This is a genomic window from Chryseobacterium endophyticum, from assembly GCF_056333165.1.
Map to the genome: position 1 here is coordinate 339056 of NZ_JBWGXE010000001.1, position 17632 is coordinate 356687.

The 17632-nt window shown below is 38.8% G+C and carries 14 protein-coding genes; 9 read left to right on the top strand and 5 right to left on the bottom strand.

Annotated features, from left to right (window positions below):
* The first annotated feature begins 1106 nt into the window (after positions 1-1106).
* Positions 1107-2147, top strand: coding sequence for a GMP reductase (locus AC0N32_RS01635; RefSeq protein ID WP_476392140.1), 1041 nt, complete (start codon positions 1107-1109; stop codon positions 2145-2147).
* 83 nt (positions 2148-2230) lie between these two features.
* Here the strand turns inward: AC0N32_RS01635 and fabG are convergent, their stop codons facing one another.
* The 4 genes from fabG to AC0N32_RS01655 form a co-directional block, all read right to left on the bottom strand.
* Entirely contained in the window at positions 2231-2974 is a 744-nt protein-coding gene (gene fabG, locus AC0N32_RS01640) for a 3-oxoacyl-[acyl-carrier-protein] reductase (RefSeq protein ID WP_476392141.1), read from the bottom strand.
* A gap of 176 nt (positions 2975-3150) precedes the next feature.
* Complete coding sequence (locus AC0N32_RS01645; RefSeq protein ID WP_476392142.1) at positions 3151-4626, bottom strand: WG repeat-containing protein; 1476 nt, start codon at positions 4624-4626, stop codon at positions 3151-3153.
* The gene (gene rsmI / locus AC0N32_RS01650; RefSeq protein WP_476392143.1) at positions 4627-5301 is read right to left on the bottom strand and encodes a 16S rRNA (cytidine(1402)-2'-O)-methyltransferase; all 675 of its coding nucleotides are present in this window, start codon (positions 5299-5301) and stop codon (positions 4627-4629) included.
* A 7-nt stretch (positions 5302-5308) separates the two neighbouring features.
* Positions 5309-6814 carry a hypothetical protein gene (locus AC0N32_RS01655; RefSeq protein WP_476392144.1) on the bottom strand — a complete coding sequence of 502 codons (1506 nt, stop codon included), beginning with the start codon at positions 6812-6814 and terminating at the stop codon, positions 5309-5311.
* A gap of 62 nt (positions 6815-6876) precedes the next feature.
* Here AC0N32_RS01655 and AC0N32_RS01660 point away from each other — a divergent pair, with 62 nt between their 5' ends.
* The 8 genes from AC0N32_RS01660 to AC0N32_RS01695 all read left to right on the top strand — a co-directional run bounded on the left by AC0N32_RS01660 (position 6877) and on the right by AC0N32_RS01695 (position 16165).
* Positions 6877-7461 carry a thymidine kinase gene (locus AC0N32_RS01660; RefSeq protein WP_476392145.1) on the top strand — a complete coding sequence of 195 codons (585 nt, stop codon included), beginning with the start codon at positions 6877-6879 and terminating at the stop codon, positions 7459-7461.
* 59 nt (positions 7462-7520) lie between these two features.
* On the top strand, positions 7521-7841 hold the full coding sequence (locus AC0N32_RS01665) for a hypothetical protein (RefSeq protein WP_476392146.1): 321 nt from the start codon (positions 7521-7523) through the stop codon (positions 7839-7841).
* A complete protein-coding gene (locus tag AC0N32_RS01670) occupies positions 7822-8124 on the top strand; it encodes a type II toxin-antitoxin system RelE/ParE family toxin (protein ID WP_476392147.1) in 303 nt (100 codons plus the stop codon). Before AC0N32_RS01665 ends, AC0N32_RS01670 begins: the two co-directional genes overlap by 20 nt.
* On the top strand, positions 8125-10572 hold the full coding sequence (locus AC0N32_RS01675) for a bifunctional UDP-N-acetylmuramoyl-tripeptide:D-alanyl-D-alanine ligase/alanine racemase (protein ID WP_476392148.1): 2448 nt from the start codon (positions 8125-8127) through the stop codon (positions 10570-10572).
* 3 nt (positions 10573-10575) lie between these two features.
* On the top strand, positions 10576-12735 hold the full coding sequence (locus AC0N32_RS01680) for a patatin-like phospholipase family protein (RefSeq protein WP_476392149.1): 2160 nt from the start codon (positions 10576-10578) through the stop codon (positions 12733-12735).
* Positions 12736-12739: 4 nt separating this feature from the next.
* Positions 12740-13144, top strand: coding sequence for an rRNA maturation RNase YbeY (gene ybeY, locus AC0N32_RS01685; protein ID WP_476392150.1), 405 nt, complete (start codon positions 12740-12742; stop codon positions 13142-13144).
* A 233-nt stretch (positions 13145-13377) separates the two neighbouring features.
* The gene (mnmG, locus tag AC0N32_RS01690; protein ID WP_476392151.1) at positions 13378-15240 is read left to right on the top strand and encodes a tRNA uridine-5-carboxymethylaminomethyl(34) synthesis enzyme MnmG; all 1863 of its coding nucleotides are present in this window, start codon (positions 13378-13380) and stop codon (positions 15238-15240) included.
* A gap of 103 nt (positions 15241-15343) precedes the next feature.
* Complete coding sequence (locus tag AC0N32_RS01695; RefSeq protein WP_476392152.1) at positions 15344-16165, top strand: class I SAM-dependent methyltransferase; 822 nt, start codon at positions 15344-15346, stop codon at positions 16163-16165.
* Between the two features lie 235 nt (positions 16166-16400).
* Here AC0N32_RS01695 and AC0N32_RS01700 read toward each other — a convergent pair whose 3' ends face one another.
* Entirely contained in the window at positions 16401-17591 is a 1191-nt protein-coding gene (locus tag AC0N32_RS01700) for a phosphoglycerate kinase (RefSeq protein ID WP_476392153.1), read from the bottom strand.
* Positions 17592-17632: the final 41 nt, after the last annotated feature.

Below are 17632 nucleotides of genomic sequence, written 5' to 3' on the forward strand. Positions count from 1 at the left end.
GCTTTTTAAAAACATTTATAGGCGTTTTGCATACTTTTCCTTCCCGAATGCTCTGCTAGATCCTAAAATAGGCTACTGAATGTCTCTTAATGCTTTTTAAACGAGTCTTTTTACCTGAAAATCGAGTCTTTTAGCTTCAAAGCTGAGTCTTTTTGCCTCGTCGTCCACTCTTTTTGCCTGGTTTTTCAGCCTTTGAGATTCATCAACGAGCCTTTTTGACTGGAAATTGAGTCTTTTAGGTTCAACGTTGAGTCTTTTGCCTCGTCGTTCACCCTTTTTGTATGGTTTTCCAGCCTTTGAGATTCATCGACGAGCCTTTTTGACTGGAAATTGAGTCTTTTAGGCACAACGCTGAGTCTTTTGCCTCGTTGTCCACCCTTTTTGCCTGGTTTTCCAGCCTTTGAGATTCATCAACGAGCCTTTTTTGCCTGGAATTCGAGTCTTTTAGGTTCAGCGTTGAGTCTTTTTGCCCCTGTTCTAAAAGTTTTTTTTGCTACCGTAAATTGACAAGGTAATTTTTTTTGCTCCAGCGGAGCAATATCTGTGTAGCAGAAAACAATACAATATCGAAAGCACGCCGTAGGTGTGCTATGATAAGATAAAACTCCTACGGAGTTCCGCCATAAAATGCTGATATGGATCTACACAGATATTGCTCCGATGGAGCAAATCCTGCAATGTGCTATAAAATCATTATTAAAAAAAACTAACTGTGGGATGTAGCAGTGGCGATTATAAAAAGGACTGCCCAGAATCTAAGGACCGCTTCTTCAGAAAATTAACAGCAAGTAAAAGGAAGCTGTCTTAAAGTTCGGCAGCTTCTTTTTTTGCTACCGGAAATGGACAAAATAATTTTTATGCTCCAGAGGAGCAATATCTGTGTAGAAAAAAACAATACAATATCGAAAGCACGCCGTAGGTGTGCTATGATAAGATAAAACTCCTACGGAGTTCCGGTACGGGATGCTGATATTGATCTACACAGATATTGCTCCGATGGAGCAAATCCTACGCTATGTTATAAACTACTTATGGTAAAAATAGGGGGTAATTTTGAGATTTATAATGAATCTTTTTCCTTATTTTTATTCAATAATATCCAAATTATGAGAATAGAAAATGATATAAAGCTGGGGTTTAAGGATGTCATGTTCCGTCCGAAGCGTTCTACATTGAAATCCCGTTCGGAAGTTGATCTGGAAAGGGAATTTACCTTCAGGCACACTCAGAAAAAATGGAGCGGCATACCGGTTATTGCCGCGAATATGGATACGGTAGGGACTTTTGAGATGGCCGTAGAATTGGCTAAAGAAAAGATCATCACCGCCATTCACAAACATTACACGCCTGAAGAATGGTCTCAGTTCCTGGATTCGCAGCCGGAAAGCATTTACCGGTATATTGCCTTAAGCACCGGGACCGGGAAACCGGATGAAGAGAAAATCAAAACCATCCTTGAAAATCATCCGAAAATAGAGTTTCTCTGCATCGATGTGGCCAATGGCTACTCGGAACATTTTGTGGAATTTGTAAAGAAAGCCAGAACGAACTTTCCCGATAAAATCATTATTGCCGGGAATGTGGTAACCGGGGAAATGGTGGAAGAGCTTCTTCTCGTGGGTGCAGATATCATTAAAGTAGGTATCGGGCCGGGTTCGGTTTGTACCACCCGCGTGAAAACCGGTGTAGGATATCCCCAGCTTTCAGCGATTATTGAATGTGGCGATGCCGCACACGGACTGAAAGGCCATATCATTGCCGATGGCGGCTGTAAAGTTCCGGGCGATGTGGCGAAAGCTTTCGGAGGGGGTGCCGATTTTGTGATGCTGGGCGGAATGTTTGCGGGACACGACGAGAGCGGCGGCGAAATCGTAGAGGAAAACGGAAAGAAATACCGTCTTTTCTATGGAATGAGCTCACAGACCGCCATGGAAAAACATTCGGGTGGAGTCGCAGAATACAGGGCTTCGGAAGGAAAAACGGTAAAGGTAGCCTACAAAGGTCCGGTTTCGGAAACGGTAAAAGATATTCTTGGCGGCGTACGGTCTACCTGCACGTATGTCGGGGCTTCTACCCTGAAGGAACTTTCTAAAAGGACGACCTTTATCAGGGTTCAGGAACAGGAAAACCAGGTTTTTAAAGATTAATCCTGAATGCTGCCGTAAGTATTGATAAAAAGCAAAAGCCGTCTTCAGGGACGGCTTTTGTTATGATTGAATGGGTTTAATATTTAAGTTAAAAGCCCTCCATCAACATTCAGGGTCTGGCCTGTGATGTAGGATGCCATTTCACTTCCTAAGAATACGCAGGCATTGGCGATATCGTGGGTCTGCCCCAGTCTTTTCATAGGGATGGCTTCGTTCCATTTTTCTTTGGCCTTGTCTTCAATAGCATCTGTCATTTCGGTCTGGATGAATCCCGGAGCGATGGCATTGCAACGGATATTTCTTGAGCCTAATTCCAGTGCTACGGACTTGGTAAAACCGATAACTCCGGCTTTGGAAGCTGCATAATTGGCCTGTCCTGCGTTTCCGCTGATTCCTACCACGGAAGTCATATTGATGATTGATCCTTCTTTCGCCTTCATCATCGGCTTGATCACGGCTTTGGTAAGGTTGAATACGGAATCCAGGTTTACATTGATGACTCTGTCCCAGTCTTCTTTCGACATTCTCAGAAGGAGGTTGTCTTTGGTAATCCCCGCATTGTTGATGAGAATATCGATTTTTCCGAATTCTTTCATGACTTCATCTACCAATGTCTGGGCAGCATCAAAATCGGATGCATCCGACTGGTACCCCTTAATTTGAGTTACAGAACTTAAAGTGGCTTCTAATTCCTTAGCTTTATCAACAGATCCGGCGTAAGTGAAAGCAATTTTTGCTCCCTGCTGAGCGTACATTTCAGCAATTCCTTTTCCGATTCCTCTTGTAGCTCCTGTGATTAGCGCTACTTTTCCTTCTAATAGTTTCATATGATGACAATTATTTTCTTGATACCTTATTAACCGTTTTTTGACAACGGGCTAATATACATTATTTAGTTTTATAGAAATAAAACGGTGGGCAAAGATATTACAAAATGTTATTCATTGCATTTTAAATCACAGTTTTAGCATAAGTTTCTACCTGTTTTTTGTCATGCATTTTATCAGTCGATAAAATTCCGGTCTTTCTGCTCGGTGAAATAAATATACTGTGTTTCTTTTCCTCTGATGAGCTTTATTCCTTTTTTATCCTGAATGAATTTATCAAAAATAACTTCTGCCAACGGCTCATTTTTATGATTGGTAACGCCTAATTTATTTTCTTTTTTAACGATAAATTCATTGACTCCGGGAAATGTGGTGATATCATCATAGATAAACGGGACGACTTCCTTTCCGTCTTCATCCAGTATCCCGTAGAAATTGTCGATATTCCTGCCGATCAGCATGGGGTACATTTCCAGGGGTTTCATTTCTTTAAAGCCTTTCAATTCTACATACTGCCTGTCTTTTGGAGAAAGTCTGTAGTAGGTATCGCCTTTGCTCACAATAAGGGTATTGGGGAATATTTTCTCGATTTCATAATCTTCTTCCACTATATTCTTCAGGTCTTTATCCAGAATCTCTTCGTTGTCGTCCTTCCGAAGATACAGGTATTTTTCTCCTGCGATGGTAAGCCCTTCTATCCTGTCGTACTCTCTGGGAAAAACAATCTCCCCGTCGAGGCGTACTACTGCTGCTTTGGGATTGTTCTGGTCCTGCGAGGTTTTAAATAAACCATTAAAAACAGGGTTTACATAATGATAATCCAGATCATAGATCTTTCCTTCACGCTTTGAGAAGATGCTTACTTTATCGTTTTTGGTAAGGTAAATATATTCGCGTCCCACGAAGGCCTGATCATAGATTTCATCTGCAACCGGTTTTTCTTTTTCGTCGATGATTCCGTATTTGTTTGTCGTATTGTCGAAGGTGACGAGAAAAGGAAAAGCGTTGATATTATCTACGTTGTGCGTGGAAATTACCGTTAACGTTTTACCATTGTTGTCAATAACTTCCCCGGATTTTTCTCCGGTTGCGATATACGTCCGTCCTTTATAAAAACGGAGATCGGTGGAAAATTGCCTGTCGGACACCTGTTTTCCATCAAAATCATATATGAACCAGGCTCCGTTCTTTTTAACGAAAAACCTGTTTTCGCTGCCAAATTCGATCTTATCTGAAAAAGGGATGATCTGCTTTCCGTTGAAATCGTACACCGATTCTTTACCCTGTTTCGTATAGATCATCCGGTCTTTATTTTCCCATGTCCTGAATCTGAAATTATCCAATGGAATAAGTTCTTTTCCTTTTTCATCGATGAGAGCGGTTTTCCCGTTGGAATTTCCTGCTTTTACCCTCAGGATAAAACGGTCTTTCCATATTCTTGAAATCTCGCTTTTAAAGGGATAATCGAAGGTGATGTTGCCTAATGAATCTACAATTCCCGATTTTCCGGTTTTGGCGTCGCTGATCATTCCGTAGCCTTTGGTGTAGGAACGTACTTCTTTGCCGATTTTTTTTGTTAAAAGTATCTGTTTATACTGATCCGTCTGTCCGAAGCAAACCGACGAAAACAGCACGAAAATTAATTTTTTCAATTAAATGGAATTATTTACGATGAGAACGATCTCACCTTTTAGGGTTTTGCTTTTTGAGAATTCAATGAGTTCAATAATTGTTCCGCGCTTTGTTTCTTCGAATTTTTTTGAAATTTCGCGGCTCAGGCTTATTTTGGTTTCTTCGCCGAAGAATTCCCGGATCTGCTCGAGCGTGGTGTTTATTTTATGAGGGCTTTCGTAAAGAACGATTGTTTTTTTCTCTTCGGCAAGCTGCTTCAGCCTGGTTTGTCTTCCTTTTTTCTGTGGCAGGAATCCTGCGAAAAGAAACTCATTATTTGGGAGCCCCGAAACCACCAAAGCCGGGACAAAGGCCGTTGCTCCCGGCAGACAGATCATCTCAATTTGGTGATCGGAGCCGGCTTTTGCAAGCAAATACCCGGGATCTGAAATTCCGGGGGTTCCGGCATCGGTGATGATGGCAATATTCTGCCCGCTTTTAAGGTCTGTAATTACTTTTTCCGTAGCCTGATGCTCGTTATGAAGATGATACGATTTTAAAGGCTTTGAAATCTCAAAATGCTTCAGAAGGATTCCGGAAGTCCTGGTATCTTCACACAATATATAATCTACCTCCTTCAGTACACTGACCGCTCTGTAGGTCATATCTTCCAGGTTCCCGATGGGTGTGGGAACAAAATATAGAATTCCGCTCAAAATTACGTTATAAAAATTTATTTTCTACCAATATCCAGAGTCTCTGGGCATATTCATCCACTTTATTCCACTTTTTAGAATAATAAAGGTCACTCAGGTATTCTTTCGCGTCTTCAAGGTTATTAAAGCTGTTGAGATTAGCGACCACTTCGTTGAGTTCAGACTGGCTTCCGCCAAAGAGGGTTTTTGAGAAAGCAATCCTGTCATTAAGATCCAGTTTAAATTCAGGCTTTTTCTTTTCGGCTTCCATAAAATCGGTCGGAATATTTGTTTTTAAAATACTCCCTGAATCTTCTTTTTTCTCAGCAGGAACTGTTTTTTCTTCAAATAAACTTCTTTCAAGATGATCATCATCAAAAAGGGTCTGAACTGCTTTTAAACCTTTAATATGAGCCAGTTTTATTTTTTTCTCCTGCTGATAGGCTTCAAGGTTTTCGAAACTTTCATCGGACGCAGGTTTTTCTTTTTCAGATGCCGTAGCAGGCCTGTCGATATCCACGATCTTTCTTCGGTCGTTGATCTCTGCCAGAACGGTTCGTTCCTGTTGTTCCCCTACTGCGGCTTCATGTTTTATTTCCGTTAAAATATTTTCTACACCGGAGGTATCCGTAGCCATTTCTCCATGTTCAATCATGGCACCGGAAACGGTAAAATATTCCTCATTTTCTTCAATCAGGAGATCTTCTTCGATAGGCTCCGTATCGAAAATACTGGGAATAATCTCATTGACTTCCTGGCTGTCCTCGCCTTTTTTACCGGCATCGAAATTATCCCTGATATTTTCTTCCGATTCAAAATCATTGGTTTCACCCTGGTGATCAGAGACTTCGTTTTCAAATTCGTCAATTTCGTTCAGCTGGTTATTGAAAACGGCTTCTTCTTCGGTATTTTCATCATTAAACATTTCTTCGTCGAGATCATCTTCATGATCCGGTTCTGCATCGGCCAATATTCTTTCTTCATCTACAAAATTCAATGTGTCGTCGGCCTGACCGGAAATTTCGTGCTCATCCATTTCTTTCATCTGCTCATTGAAAATATCATCAATACTTTCTGCAGTATCAATCTCATGGTCAGGGGAAATCTCAGATTCGGGATTTTCTTCAACAAAATCAACCAGGGCTTCGTGAAGTTCTCCTTCTACAATTTCATTCAGCTGATTGTTGAAAATCGCTTCTTCTTCCGTAACCTGGCCCGAATATTCCTCATTATTTCCGATCTTATTGAGCTGATTATTAAAGATGGCCTCTTCCTCCTCGATCTCAATATTCATGTCCTGAACGGGAATTGAGGAAAAATTTTCGTGTTTTCTGTCGGTGGAAGAAAAATTTTCATCCCCGAAATTCGCTAAATTTTTTTCAAGCAGGCGTAAAAACGAAATCCTGTTGGCAAGCTCATCTACAAGATCCTGCCTGGACACAAACTCGTCTACATCGCTTATTTTATCCAGAATAGCGATGATATTCTTGGATTCAAAAAAAATCTTTTCCTTTAAATCTTGGATGTTTTGCATATAAGAATCTTGTTAAAAAATTGCTTACTTTTGATGTTAAAAATATACGGCTAATTTAACAAATGTTTTTAGAAAATACAATTAATCATTCCAAACAAAGTGGTTGGATGGAAGTTATTTGTGGCTCAATGTTTTCCGGCAAAACCGAAGAGTTGATCAGGAGGCTGAGAAGAGCAGAAATGGCGGGGCAGAATGTGGAAATTTTTAAACCTAAACTCGATACACGATATTCTGAGGAAGATGTTATTTCTCACAATCAGAATAAAATCCGAAGTACGCCAGTAGAAAATCCCAATGAGATTATTTTACTGGCATCCAACTGTGATGTGGTGGGAATTGATGAAGCTCAATTTTTCGATGAAGGCATTGTGGATGTAGCCAATCAGCTGGCAAACAGCGGAATCCGTGTGGTAATTGCCGGACTGGATATGGACTTTTTGGGACGACCTTTCGGGCCGATGCCGAACCTTATGGCTACCGCCGAATATGTAACGAAAGTACATGCGATCTGCCGGAGAACAGGAAATCTTGCCAATTATTCCATGAGGACTTCATCGGGAAGAGATTTGGTAGAACTCGGAGAAACAGAGTCTTATGATGCGGTAAGCCGTAGCGTTTTTGTAGAGGAAGTTTTAAATAAAAAATAATTTGATATCAAAATTATTATTATTTTTACTTAAAATATAATAGTAAAAACTATCGGAAAATGATATTAGAGATTAAAAATTATATAAAGATCAGCAATTCGATTGATGAGATCCTGAAAAATTCACCCTTTAAGATGAAGTATATCATTGAAAAGAGCGGGATTTCCGAACCTACCTTTTTCCGGAAGATGAAGGAGAAGAAATTTCTGCCGGAAGAGTTGCTGAGGATTGCGGAAATTATTGAGCCTGAAATGTCGCTCCTGCAATCTCTTGAAGAGGCAGAAAAAGATTTTGAGAAAGGCATTTACTATTCCCATGATGAAGTAATGAAACTTTCTGAAGAACGCTTTGTGAAAAAATATGGAAATAAGGTGGTCTAGATTTGCACTACAGGATCTGGAACAGATAGAAAATTATATCGGGAACAGATTTTCTTATAGGGAATACCGGAATTTCATCGATATTCTTAATCATAAAATAGGATTGATCCTTGACAGAAAGGTAATCTTTCAGAAACTGGAGAAATTTCCCGGCTATCATAAGCTTTTAATTACCGAACAGACAACGCTTATTTACAAATTAGAACCGGACTTCCTGAAGATATTACGTTTGTATAATAATTATCAGCATGAAGACAAAAAATTTATCATAGACGATTTATAAATGAATTATACTGGAGAAGATATTGTAAGAATCACCCATGCAAAAGTTGTAGGGGACGGAAGTTTAACGGTCAGAAACATTGCTTTTGACAGCAGGATTATTTATTCTACCAAAAATACGGCTTTTATCGCCATCAATACATCTAAAAATTCCGGAGAAAAATTTATCGAATCTGCGATTGACAGAGGCATCAGTATCATAATTTCCGAACACCATTACCCTCAGTTTGAAAATATCACCTGGATCATCACAGAAAATACGGTAGAATTTCTTCAGAAACTGGCCAGGTATCACGTTGAAAATTCCCACTTAAAATCCATCGGAATCACAGGAAGTAATGGGAAAACTATTTTAAAAGAATGGCTGTATCAATGCCTTTGGAATGAATTTTCAACCGTAAAAAGCCCAAAAAGCTTCAATTCGCAGATCGGTCTTCCATTATCTCTGCTTCAGATTAATCCTTCCCATCAATTGGGGATTTTCGAAGTGGGAATTTCCAAACCTGATGAGATGGAGAAACTGGAAAATATTTTTCATCCCCAGATCGGTTTACTGACGCATATCGGAACAGCACACCTTGCTAATTTTGCTTCAGAGGAAAATTTGATTGATGAAAAAATCAAGCTTTTCAAAAATTCCGAAGTCATCATTTATAATGGAGATAACAGATTGGTTGATAAAAAGATAAAGACGTTATATTCAGGTAAAAAATTAATTTCATACGGCTTCATAGAAGATAACCATGTCTATTTTAAAAATATTAATTCCAGAGATGAAAATGTAATTGTCCAGTACTTTGGTGAAGAAATTTCTTTTCCTGTCCACCAGAGAGATGAAGCGACTTTAACGAATGCCTTGGCACTTCTGACTGTCCTAAAGGAACTTGGCATCGAAAATAATAGAATTGTTGAAAAAATAAATGCTTTAAAGGCTGTAGAAATGCGACTTGAAGCCATTGAAGGCATCAAAAACAATATCGTTATCAATGATTCTTTTAATCTCGATCTGGACTCACTGAAAACAGCACTGCAGTTTTTGAATGAATACAACAAGCCTAAAAAATCTCTGGTATTAACCGATATCGTTGGGGTTAATTCAAATTCAAAAGAGTTGTATGAGGAGGTTTCAGAATTGGTCAATGAACAGAAATTTGATTTTGTTTTCCTGATCGGTGATGAAATATCAAAATTTAGTGAATTATTTAAATCTAAAACGTTTACTTTTATTAACACTCAGGAATTAATTGAAAGCAAGCATCTTACAGAAATTGAAAATCAGATCATCTTATTAAAAGGAGCACGAAAATTTGAAATCGAAAGACTTAAAGATATTCTTGAACTTCGAAAGCATGATACTGTTCTGGAAGTCAATCTTAATGCTATCCTCCATAATATCAATTTTCATAAATCTTTACTGAAACCGGGTACAAAAATGATGGCCATGGTAAAGGCAAACGCCTATGGACTCGGAAGCTACGAGATTTCTGAATTTCTGCAGCATCATCACATCGATTATCTAGGCGTTGCTTTCGCCGATGAAGGTGTCGAACTGCGTAAAAAAGGAATTACGGTTCCTATAGTTGTCATGAATCCGGAGCAGCATAGCTATGAAACGGTGATTGCCTATAATCTCGAGCCGGAAATTTACAGTTTCAGGGTCCTGGAATTATTTTATGAAGCCTTGCAAAAATCTGGTACTGATCAAAAATATCCCATCCATATTAAACTGGAAACCGGAATGCATCGTCTTGGTTTTAAGGATTTTGAATTAGATCAGCTCATACAGACTTTAGCAGATAAAAACTTGAAAGTACAAAGTATTTTCAGTCATCTTTCGTCATCTGATGTACCAGCTGAGAAAGAATTTACCCTTCATCAACTGGAAACATTTGAAAAAAACTCATCTTATCTGATAAAAAACCTGGCATATACGCCGATTCGTCACATCCTTAATTCATCAGGAATTACAAATTACACACAATATCAGTACGATATGGTACGGATTGGAATTGGAATGCTAGGAGAATCACCAAATAGTGAAATACAGAAACAGCTACGTTCTGTGGTAAGTTTTAAAACTGTCATTTCTCAGATTTCCACCGTAGAAGACGGAGAATCAGTAGGCTACAGCAGGAAATTCAGAACAGACCATACTACCAGAATAGCCACCATTCCGGTAGGATATGCAGACGGAATACCCAGGCTGATCGGAAACCAGGTTGGCCACGTAGGAATCAATAAGACTCTTGCCCCTATTGTAGGAAATATATGCATGGATATGATGATGATTAATATTGATCATATTCCTCATGTAAAAGAAGGCGATACTGTTACAGTGTTCAATGCAAAACCTACCCTGAAAGATTTTGCCGGATACTGTAAAACCATTACCTATGAAATATTAACCTCTATTTCACCCCGCGTGAAAAGAATTTACATAAAAGATTAATTTATGAGAAAGCTTCTGATTCTTTTATTGGCATTTCAGATATTTTTTATCCCGGCACAGGTAAAAAAAGATCTCGTAATCCCTAAAAATCCGAGAATCGGACTATCCCTTGCCGGCGGAGGAGCTAAAGGATTTTCTCACGTCGGTGTGCTTAAAGTATTGGATTCCTTAGGGGTAAAGGTAGATTACATAGCAGGAACCAGCATGGGAGCCATTGTAGGAGGCCTCTATGCTTCAGGATATTCAGGGAAGGAAATCGAAAAGATTGTTATGGATACAGATTTCTATTCCTTAATCATGGATCCAAAGGCCACACGACAGGAAACTACTTTCTTTAACAAATCTGTCGACAAATATCTGCTTACAATTCCTCTTAAAGATGGAAAGATATCACTCCCCTCTTCTATCAGCACAGGACAAAAGAATGTTTATTTATTAAAGGAGCTTTTCAAAAATGTCTCCAATATCAATGACTTTTCAAAACTGCCGATTCCTTTCATGTGCGTGGCTACGAACCTGGAAAGCGGAAATATGGAGATCTTTGAAAAAGGAGATCTTGTACAGTCGATCATGGCCAGTTCGGCATTCCCTTCTTTAATGGATCCCGTAAAAATTGGTGACAGCATTTACATCGATGGTGCAATGACCGTTAATTACCCTTCAAAACCTTTAAAAGACAAAGGAATTGATATTGTCATTGGTGTAGATCTTAATCAGGATCTTTCTAAAAGAGAAGACCTGGGAAGCATCATTTCGATTTTGAATCAGGTCATTGATTTCGGAATAAAAAAAGACACCAGGAGGCAATACAAATACACCGATATCAATATTAAGCCCAATCTCCAGGGAATGACTGCCACCAGCTATGATGAGAAGAAAAAAATTCTCGACAGCGGCTATGCGGAAGGACTTAAATATTCAAAGATACTGGATGAGCTTCCCAAACGCCCGTTTGACCGCCTCAGACAGCGCATAAATCCCATTTATAGCAACGTATATAAGATAGACAGTATTTCGATAGAAGGAGGGAGAATTTACGGCCAGAATTACGTTCTGGGGAAGATGGGACTGCGCCTTCCCTCCATGCAGACTTACGGAAGCATCAATAAGAAGATTGATAAGCTTGTAGCCACCAACAATTATAAATTTATCAATTATGATATTGTTTCGGAAAATGATGCCAATTACCTGAAATTATATGTCACCGAAGATAACGCCCGCCACTTCCTGAAATTTGGCCTTCACTACGACGAAATATTTAAAACAGGACTTCTCGTTAATTATTCCGCAAAACGTCTCCTCTTCAGAAATTCAAATCTCTCCCTGGATGTTATCGTAGGTGATAAACCACGATATTATTTAAACTATTTTATAGACAACGGATATATTCCTGGATTTGGGATTTATTCATCGGGGATGAGCTTTAATCTGAAAGACATTAATAACTACGAGATAGAAAAATGGACCTGGTTGCGCAATGAGGCTTATATACAGTCGATCTGGAAAGATAAATTTGCCGTCGGCGCAGGCATCAGCCATGATTATTTTGAAGCAGAATCCAATGGAAACAATCTGCGCACTAACCGTTTTCTGAATCCTTATGCATTCTTGAAAAGCGATACCCAAAACGATAAAGACTTCCCTACCCGTGGTATTTATATCAATGCTGAAGGCAAGGTAATAGACCTTCTCAAATCTGCGGTTGAAAAAAGACTGGTCCAGGTGAAAGCAGACATCCGAATTAATATCCCTCTTTCCAAACAGTTTGCTTATCGTCTTAATCTTTATGGAGGAATTACGATTGGTGAAAACCTTCCGGCATTTTACCAGTACCGGCTGGGAGGAATATTTGAACAGAATATTGTGAATTTCCGAAGTTTCTCCGGTTTTTACTTCGCACAGCTGAACAGCAATAATGTCGTTCTCATTTCAAACGATCTGCAGTTTAAATTCAATAAAAACTATTTCATCAGCGGAAACTTTTCATTCGCGAATCTTTCAGACGATATAAGTTTTGAAGACGCCGTTAAACTTAATTACAGCTCGGTTGGACTTACCGCCGGGTACAAGTCTCCGTTTGGACAGATCAAAATAAACTTCAGCCACTCACTCAAAAATAATCAAAAAGGCATATTCAGTATAATTTTAGGACACTGGTTTTAATACGATGATACAATTCTTTTACGAAAATTTACCCGAAACTGTTAATCCGGCATATAAAACATGGCTGGAAGATATTATCTTTTCAGAAGATAAAAAGCTTGGTGAAATCAATTATATATTCTGTGACGATGAATATTTATTGAAAGTAAACCAGGATTATCTGCAGCATGACTATTACACAGACATCATTACTTTCGACTATGTAAAAGGCAAGACTATAAGCGGAGAGATTTTTGTATCTTTGCAGCGCATTTCAGACAATGCTTCTACCCTTTCAAAAGAATATGAAGAAGAATTGAGACGAGTGTTGGCGCATGGTATTCTACATCTTTCAGGATATAAAGATAAGACTCGGGAAGAAGAACAGCTCATGCGTAGCAAAGAAGATTTTTATTTAGCCAGATATTAGTCAAAAATTAGAAAATAGGGTATTTTTATTTCATTTGATTTTTAGGAGCTATTTCCCGCTCTCCGCACTCGCTATTTTCTTTTTTAGGAAAAAGAAAATGAGCTCAGACAACTGCTGCGATCGGGGCTAAAAAGACGTATTACAGGCGATTTAAAGCCGTAATTTCGAATAATGTTTCACGTGAAACATTTATAAATAAAATTAAAATTTAAAGCTTAAAACAAGCAATAAAAATGATATCAGAAATATATGATGTAATTGTAGTCGGTGCAGGTCATGCAGGATGTGAAGCAGCGGCAGCAGCAGCCAACTTAGGTTCAAAAACGCTGCTCATTACAATGAACATGCAGACGATCGGGCAGATGAGCTGCAATCCCGCCATGGGAGGTATTGCCAAAGGACAGATTGTCCGTGAGATCGACGCCATGGGAGGCTATTCAGGAATTGTAGCCGATAAATCTGCCATACAATTTAAAATGCTTAACCTTTCAAAAGGTCCGGCCATGTGGTCTCCAAGAACACAGAATGACCGTATGCTATTTGCTGAAGAATGGCGTTTAGCACTGGAAAACACTCCCAATCTTGACTTTTTCCAGGATATGGTGAAGCAACTTATTGTAGAAAACAACCAGGTTACAGGAGTAGTGACCTCATTGGGAATAGAAATAAAAAGCCGTTCCGTAGTACTTACCAACGGTACATTCCTTAACGGCCTTATCCACGTTGGCGATAAGCAGCTGGGCGGTGGCAGAATGGGCGAACCAAGAGCTTTCGGAATAACAGAACAACTGGTTTCTTTAGGATTTGAGGCCGGAAGAATGAAGACCGGTACTCCACCGAGGGTAGACGGCAGAAGCTTGGATTACTCTAAAATGGAAGAACAGAAAGGTGATGAAAATCCTCAAAAATTCAGCTATTTAGATACTCCGAGATTAACCAAGCAATTAAGCTGCCATATCGTTTATACCAATGAAACAGTACATGATATTTTACGTGAAGGGTTTGACAGAAGCCCCATGTTTAATGGTACAATACAAAGTTTAGGGCCACGATATTGCCCAAGTATTGAAGATAAAATCAACCGTTTTGCAGAAAGGAACCGACATCAGTTATTTGTGGAGCCGGAAGGGTGGAAAACAATAGAAATCTATGTCAACGGTTTCAGTTCTTCCTTACCTGAAGACGTACAGATTAAGGCCATGAAGCACATTCCGGGGTTTGAAAATGTAAAAGTATTCCGTCCGGGTTATGCAATTGAATACGACTACTTCCCTCCTACCCAGTTAAAGCATACCTTGGAGACAAAAATCATCGATAATTTATATTTTGCCGGGCAGATCAACGGGACCACAGGATACGAAGAAGCAGCCGGGCAAGGTCTTATTGCAGGAATTAATGCACACAATAAGGTACACGAAAAAGAAGAATTTATCCTTAACCGTGATGAAGCCTACATTGGTGTTTTGATTGATGACCTGATCACCAAAGGTACAGAAGAACCATACCGAATGTTTACTTCCAGAGCCGAATACCGTCTTCTTTTAAGACAGGATAATGCAGATATTCGATTGACGAAAAAAGCATTTGATCTTGGATTGGCAAAAGAAGACAGATTAAAACGTGTTGAAGAGAAAGTCACTAAGAGTGAGGAACTTGAAAGCTTTTTAAGAGGAACTTCTTTAAAACCGGGAATCATAAATCCAATATTAGAATCTATTGAAAGCAGTCCTGTCGACCAGGCATACAGAGCTGCGCAGATCCTGACAAGACCTAATATGACCCTCGAAAAATTGGATGAGATTGATTTTATCAGCGAAATTTCTTCAGGATATGATGATGAAATAAGAGAACAGGCAGAGGTAAATATTAAATACAGAGGATATATCGAAAAGGAAAAAGAAAATGTTGCCAAACTTAACAGACTGGAAAATATAAAAATTCCTGATGATTTTGATTATTCAAAAATTTCGAGCCTTTCAGCAGAAGCTAAACAAAAGATGTCGAATGTAAGACCAAAAACAATTGCTCAGGCCGGAAGAATAAGCGGTGTCTCCCCTGCCGATATTAACGTTTTACTTGTCTATTTAGGCCGTTAAATGATAAATGTTTCACGTGAAACATAATTAATTTTAAAGCAGAATTAAGGTATTTATGAGCTTTAAATACCATAAATATCTATGCATACAGAATTTAAATACAATGAAAATTAAAGATCATTTTCTTTCACAGGAAATATTTGAAATTAAAGAAACCGAAACAAAAGGAGTTTTCAAAACCTCGCCTATCCCGCAAAATATTTCAAAGTATTATGAAAGTGAAGACTATATTTCACATCACCAGGATTCGGGAAGTTTGAAAGAAAAACTCTATAAATTTCTGCAGTCTTTTAATTTACAGTATAAAAAAACAATTCTTCTGGATCGAATTCAAAAGGGTTCAAAAGTTTTAGACTACGGATGTGGTGCCGGTGAATTTGTAAAATATATCGAAAATGATTTCCATACTTTCGGCTTTGAACCCGATGAAGATGCCCGGAAAGCAGCACAATCCAAAACCTCAAAAGCCTTCATTGTCGATACTCTGGATGCCATTGAAGATTACAGTCTTGATGCCATTACTTTATGGCATGTATTCGAGCACATCGAAAATCAGGATGAGATGCTGGAGATTTTCAATAAAAAATTAAAAGATAAAGGACTCCTGATTATTGCTGTTCCCAACCCTACGTCCTATGATGCAAAACATTACAAAGAATACTGGGCAGCATACGATGTTCCCAGACATGTTTATCATTTCTCCAAAAAAGGAATGGAAAATCTGATCTCAAAAAAACCAAATTGGAAATTAAGAAAAATAAAGCCTTTGGTTTTAGATTCCTATTATATCTCGATGTTGAGCGAAAAATACAAAAAATCATCTCTATTTTGGCTAAAAGCAGTAATCCTGGGAACGATTTCTAACATAAACGCCTTTTTTTCTTCGCAATTTTCAAGTTTGATATACATTATCGAAAAAAAGTAGAAAATCGAAATTTGACCTATTTCTGAAAGTCGAATTTCACCCTTTCCTCTTAAAAAATTATAAAACTCATCAAAATTGATGAGTTTTATTTTTGAAAATAGACCTAAAGATTTCACTAAAAATATAAAATTTGCGAAGTTTATTAAATACATCAAAAATATAATTATACATTTCAATCCATTTAATAAAAAATCCACTGAAATAATCAGTGGAATTTTATATAGAAAATTATTTCTTAACTATTAATAGCAGCCACACCCGGAAGCTCAAGACCTTCCAGACTTTCCAGCATCGCTCCTCCACCGGTAGAAACGTAGCTCACTTTTTCGTCATATCCAAATTGCTTCACAAAGGCTACGCTGTCTCCCCCGCCCACTAATGAGAATGCTCCAAGCTTTGTAGCTTCTGCAATGCTGTCACCAAGGGCAACTGTTCCGGCTGAGAAGTTCGACATTTCGAAAACACCAATTGGCCCGTTCCAAAGAATGGTTCTGGAATCAAGAAGAACATCATTGAACTGGTCTCTTGATTTCGGTCCTGCATCCATTCCCATCCAACCTTCAGGAATAGCGTAGATATCAGATTCTTTCCTTTCCGCATCGTTACTGAAACTTTCTGCAATAATGGTGTCGGAAGGAAGATATACTTTGACATTGTGTTCTTTCGCTTTTCCTAAGATCTCGAGTGCTAAAGGTAATTTATCTTCTTCCACCAATGAAGTTCCGATCTTACCACCTAAAGCTTTAATAAAGGTAAAAGCCATCCCGCCACCGATGATCAGATTGTCTACTGCAGGAAGGATATTCTCAATAATCGTAATTTTCGTAGAAACTTTAGAACCGCCAAGTATTGCAGTCACAGGACGTTCCCCAGATTTTAAAACTTTATCAATAGCCTGAAGCTCTTTGGCCATTAGCAAACCGAAAAATTTAGTTGAAGGGAAAAATTTGGCAATTACTGCTGTTGAAGCATGTGCTCTGTGAGCCGTACCAAAGGCATCGTTCACATAGGCCTCCCCTAATTTGGAAAGTTTTTCTGCAAAAGTTTCATCCCCCTTCTCTTCTTCATTATGAAAACGGAGGTTCTCCAAAAGGAGTATCTCTCCTGCCTGAAGATCTGAAGCAGCCTGTTGTGCTTTCTCACCGATACACTCATCAACAAATTTCACTTCATGCCCCAAAACAGATGAAACTTCACCTACAATATGCTTCAGCGAAAACTCGTCTTTCACCTCTCCTTTGGGTCTTCCAAGATGGGCCATAAGAATCACAGCTCCTCCATCCTGAAGGATTTTATCCACCGTTGGTTTTACGGCTACAATTCTTGTATTATCGGTGACTTTGAGCTGATCGTCCTGGGGAACGTTAAAATCCACCCTTACCAGGGCTTTTTTACCGTTAAAATTGAAATCATTGATTGTTTTCATATATACATTTATAATATTTCTAGGTTTCATGCAGACAGCAA

Bases quoted from the DNA above. Each gene is read 5' to 3' on its own strand.
- AC0N32_RS01665 (WP_476392146.1), top strand. From the start codon at position 7,521: ATGATATTAGAGATTAAAAATTATATAAAGATCAGCAATTCGATTGAT.
- AC0N32_RS01695 (WP_476392152.1), top strand. From the start codon at position 15,344: ATGAAAATTAAAGATCATTTTCTTTCACAGGAAATATTTGAAATTAAA.
- mnmG (WP_476392151.1), top strand. From the start codon at position 13,378: ATGATATCAGAAATATATGATGTAATTGTAGTCGGTGCAGGTCATGCA.
- AC0N32_RS01700 (WP_476392153.1), bottom strand. From the start codon at position 17,591: ATGAAAACAATCAATGATTTCAATTTTAACGGTAAAAAAGCCCTGGTA.
- AC0N32_RS01635 (WP_476392140.1), top strand. From the start codon at position 1,107: ATGAGAATAGAAAATGATATAAAGCTGGGGTTTAAGGATGTCATGTTC.
- AC0N32_RS01655 (WP_476392144.1), bottom strand. From the start codon at position 6,814: ATGCAAAACATCCAAGATTTAAAGGAAAAGATTTTTTTTGAATCCAAG.
- AC0N32_RS01675 (WP_476392148.1), top strand. From the start codon at position 8,125: ATGAATTATACTGGAGAAGATATTGTAAGAATCACCCATGCAAAAGTT.
- AC0N32_RS01660 (WP_476392145.1), top strand. From the start codon at position 6,877: ATGTTTTTAGAAAATACAATTAATCATTCCAAACAAAGTGGTTGGATG.
- fabG (WP_476392141.1), bottom strand. From the start codon at position 2,974: ATGAAACTATTAGAAGGAAAAGTAGCGCTAATCACAGGAGCTACAAGA.
- ybeY (WP_476392150.1), top strand. From the start codon at position 12,740: ATGATACAATTCTTTTACGAAAATTTACCCGAAACTGTTAATCCGGCA.
- AC0N32_RS01670 (WP_476392147.1), top strand. From the start codon at position 7,822: ATGGAAATAAGGTGGTCTAGATTTGCACTACAGGATCTGGAACAGATA.
- AC0N32_RS01680 (WP_476392149.1), top strand. From the start codon at position 10,576: ATGAGAAAGCTTCTGATTCTTTTATTGGCATTTCAGATATTTTTTATC.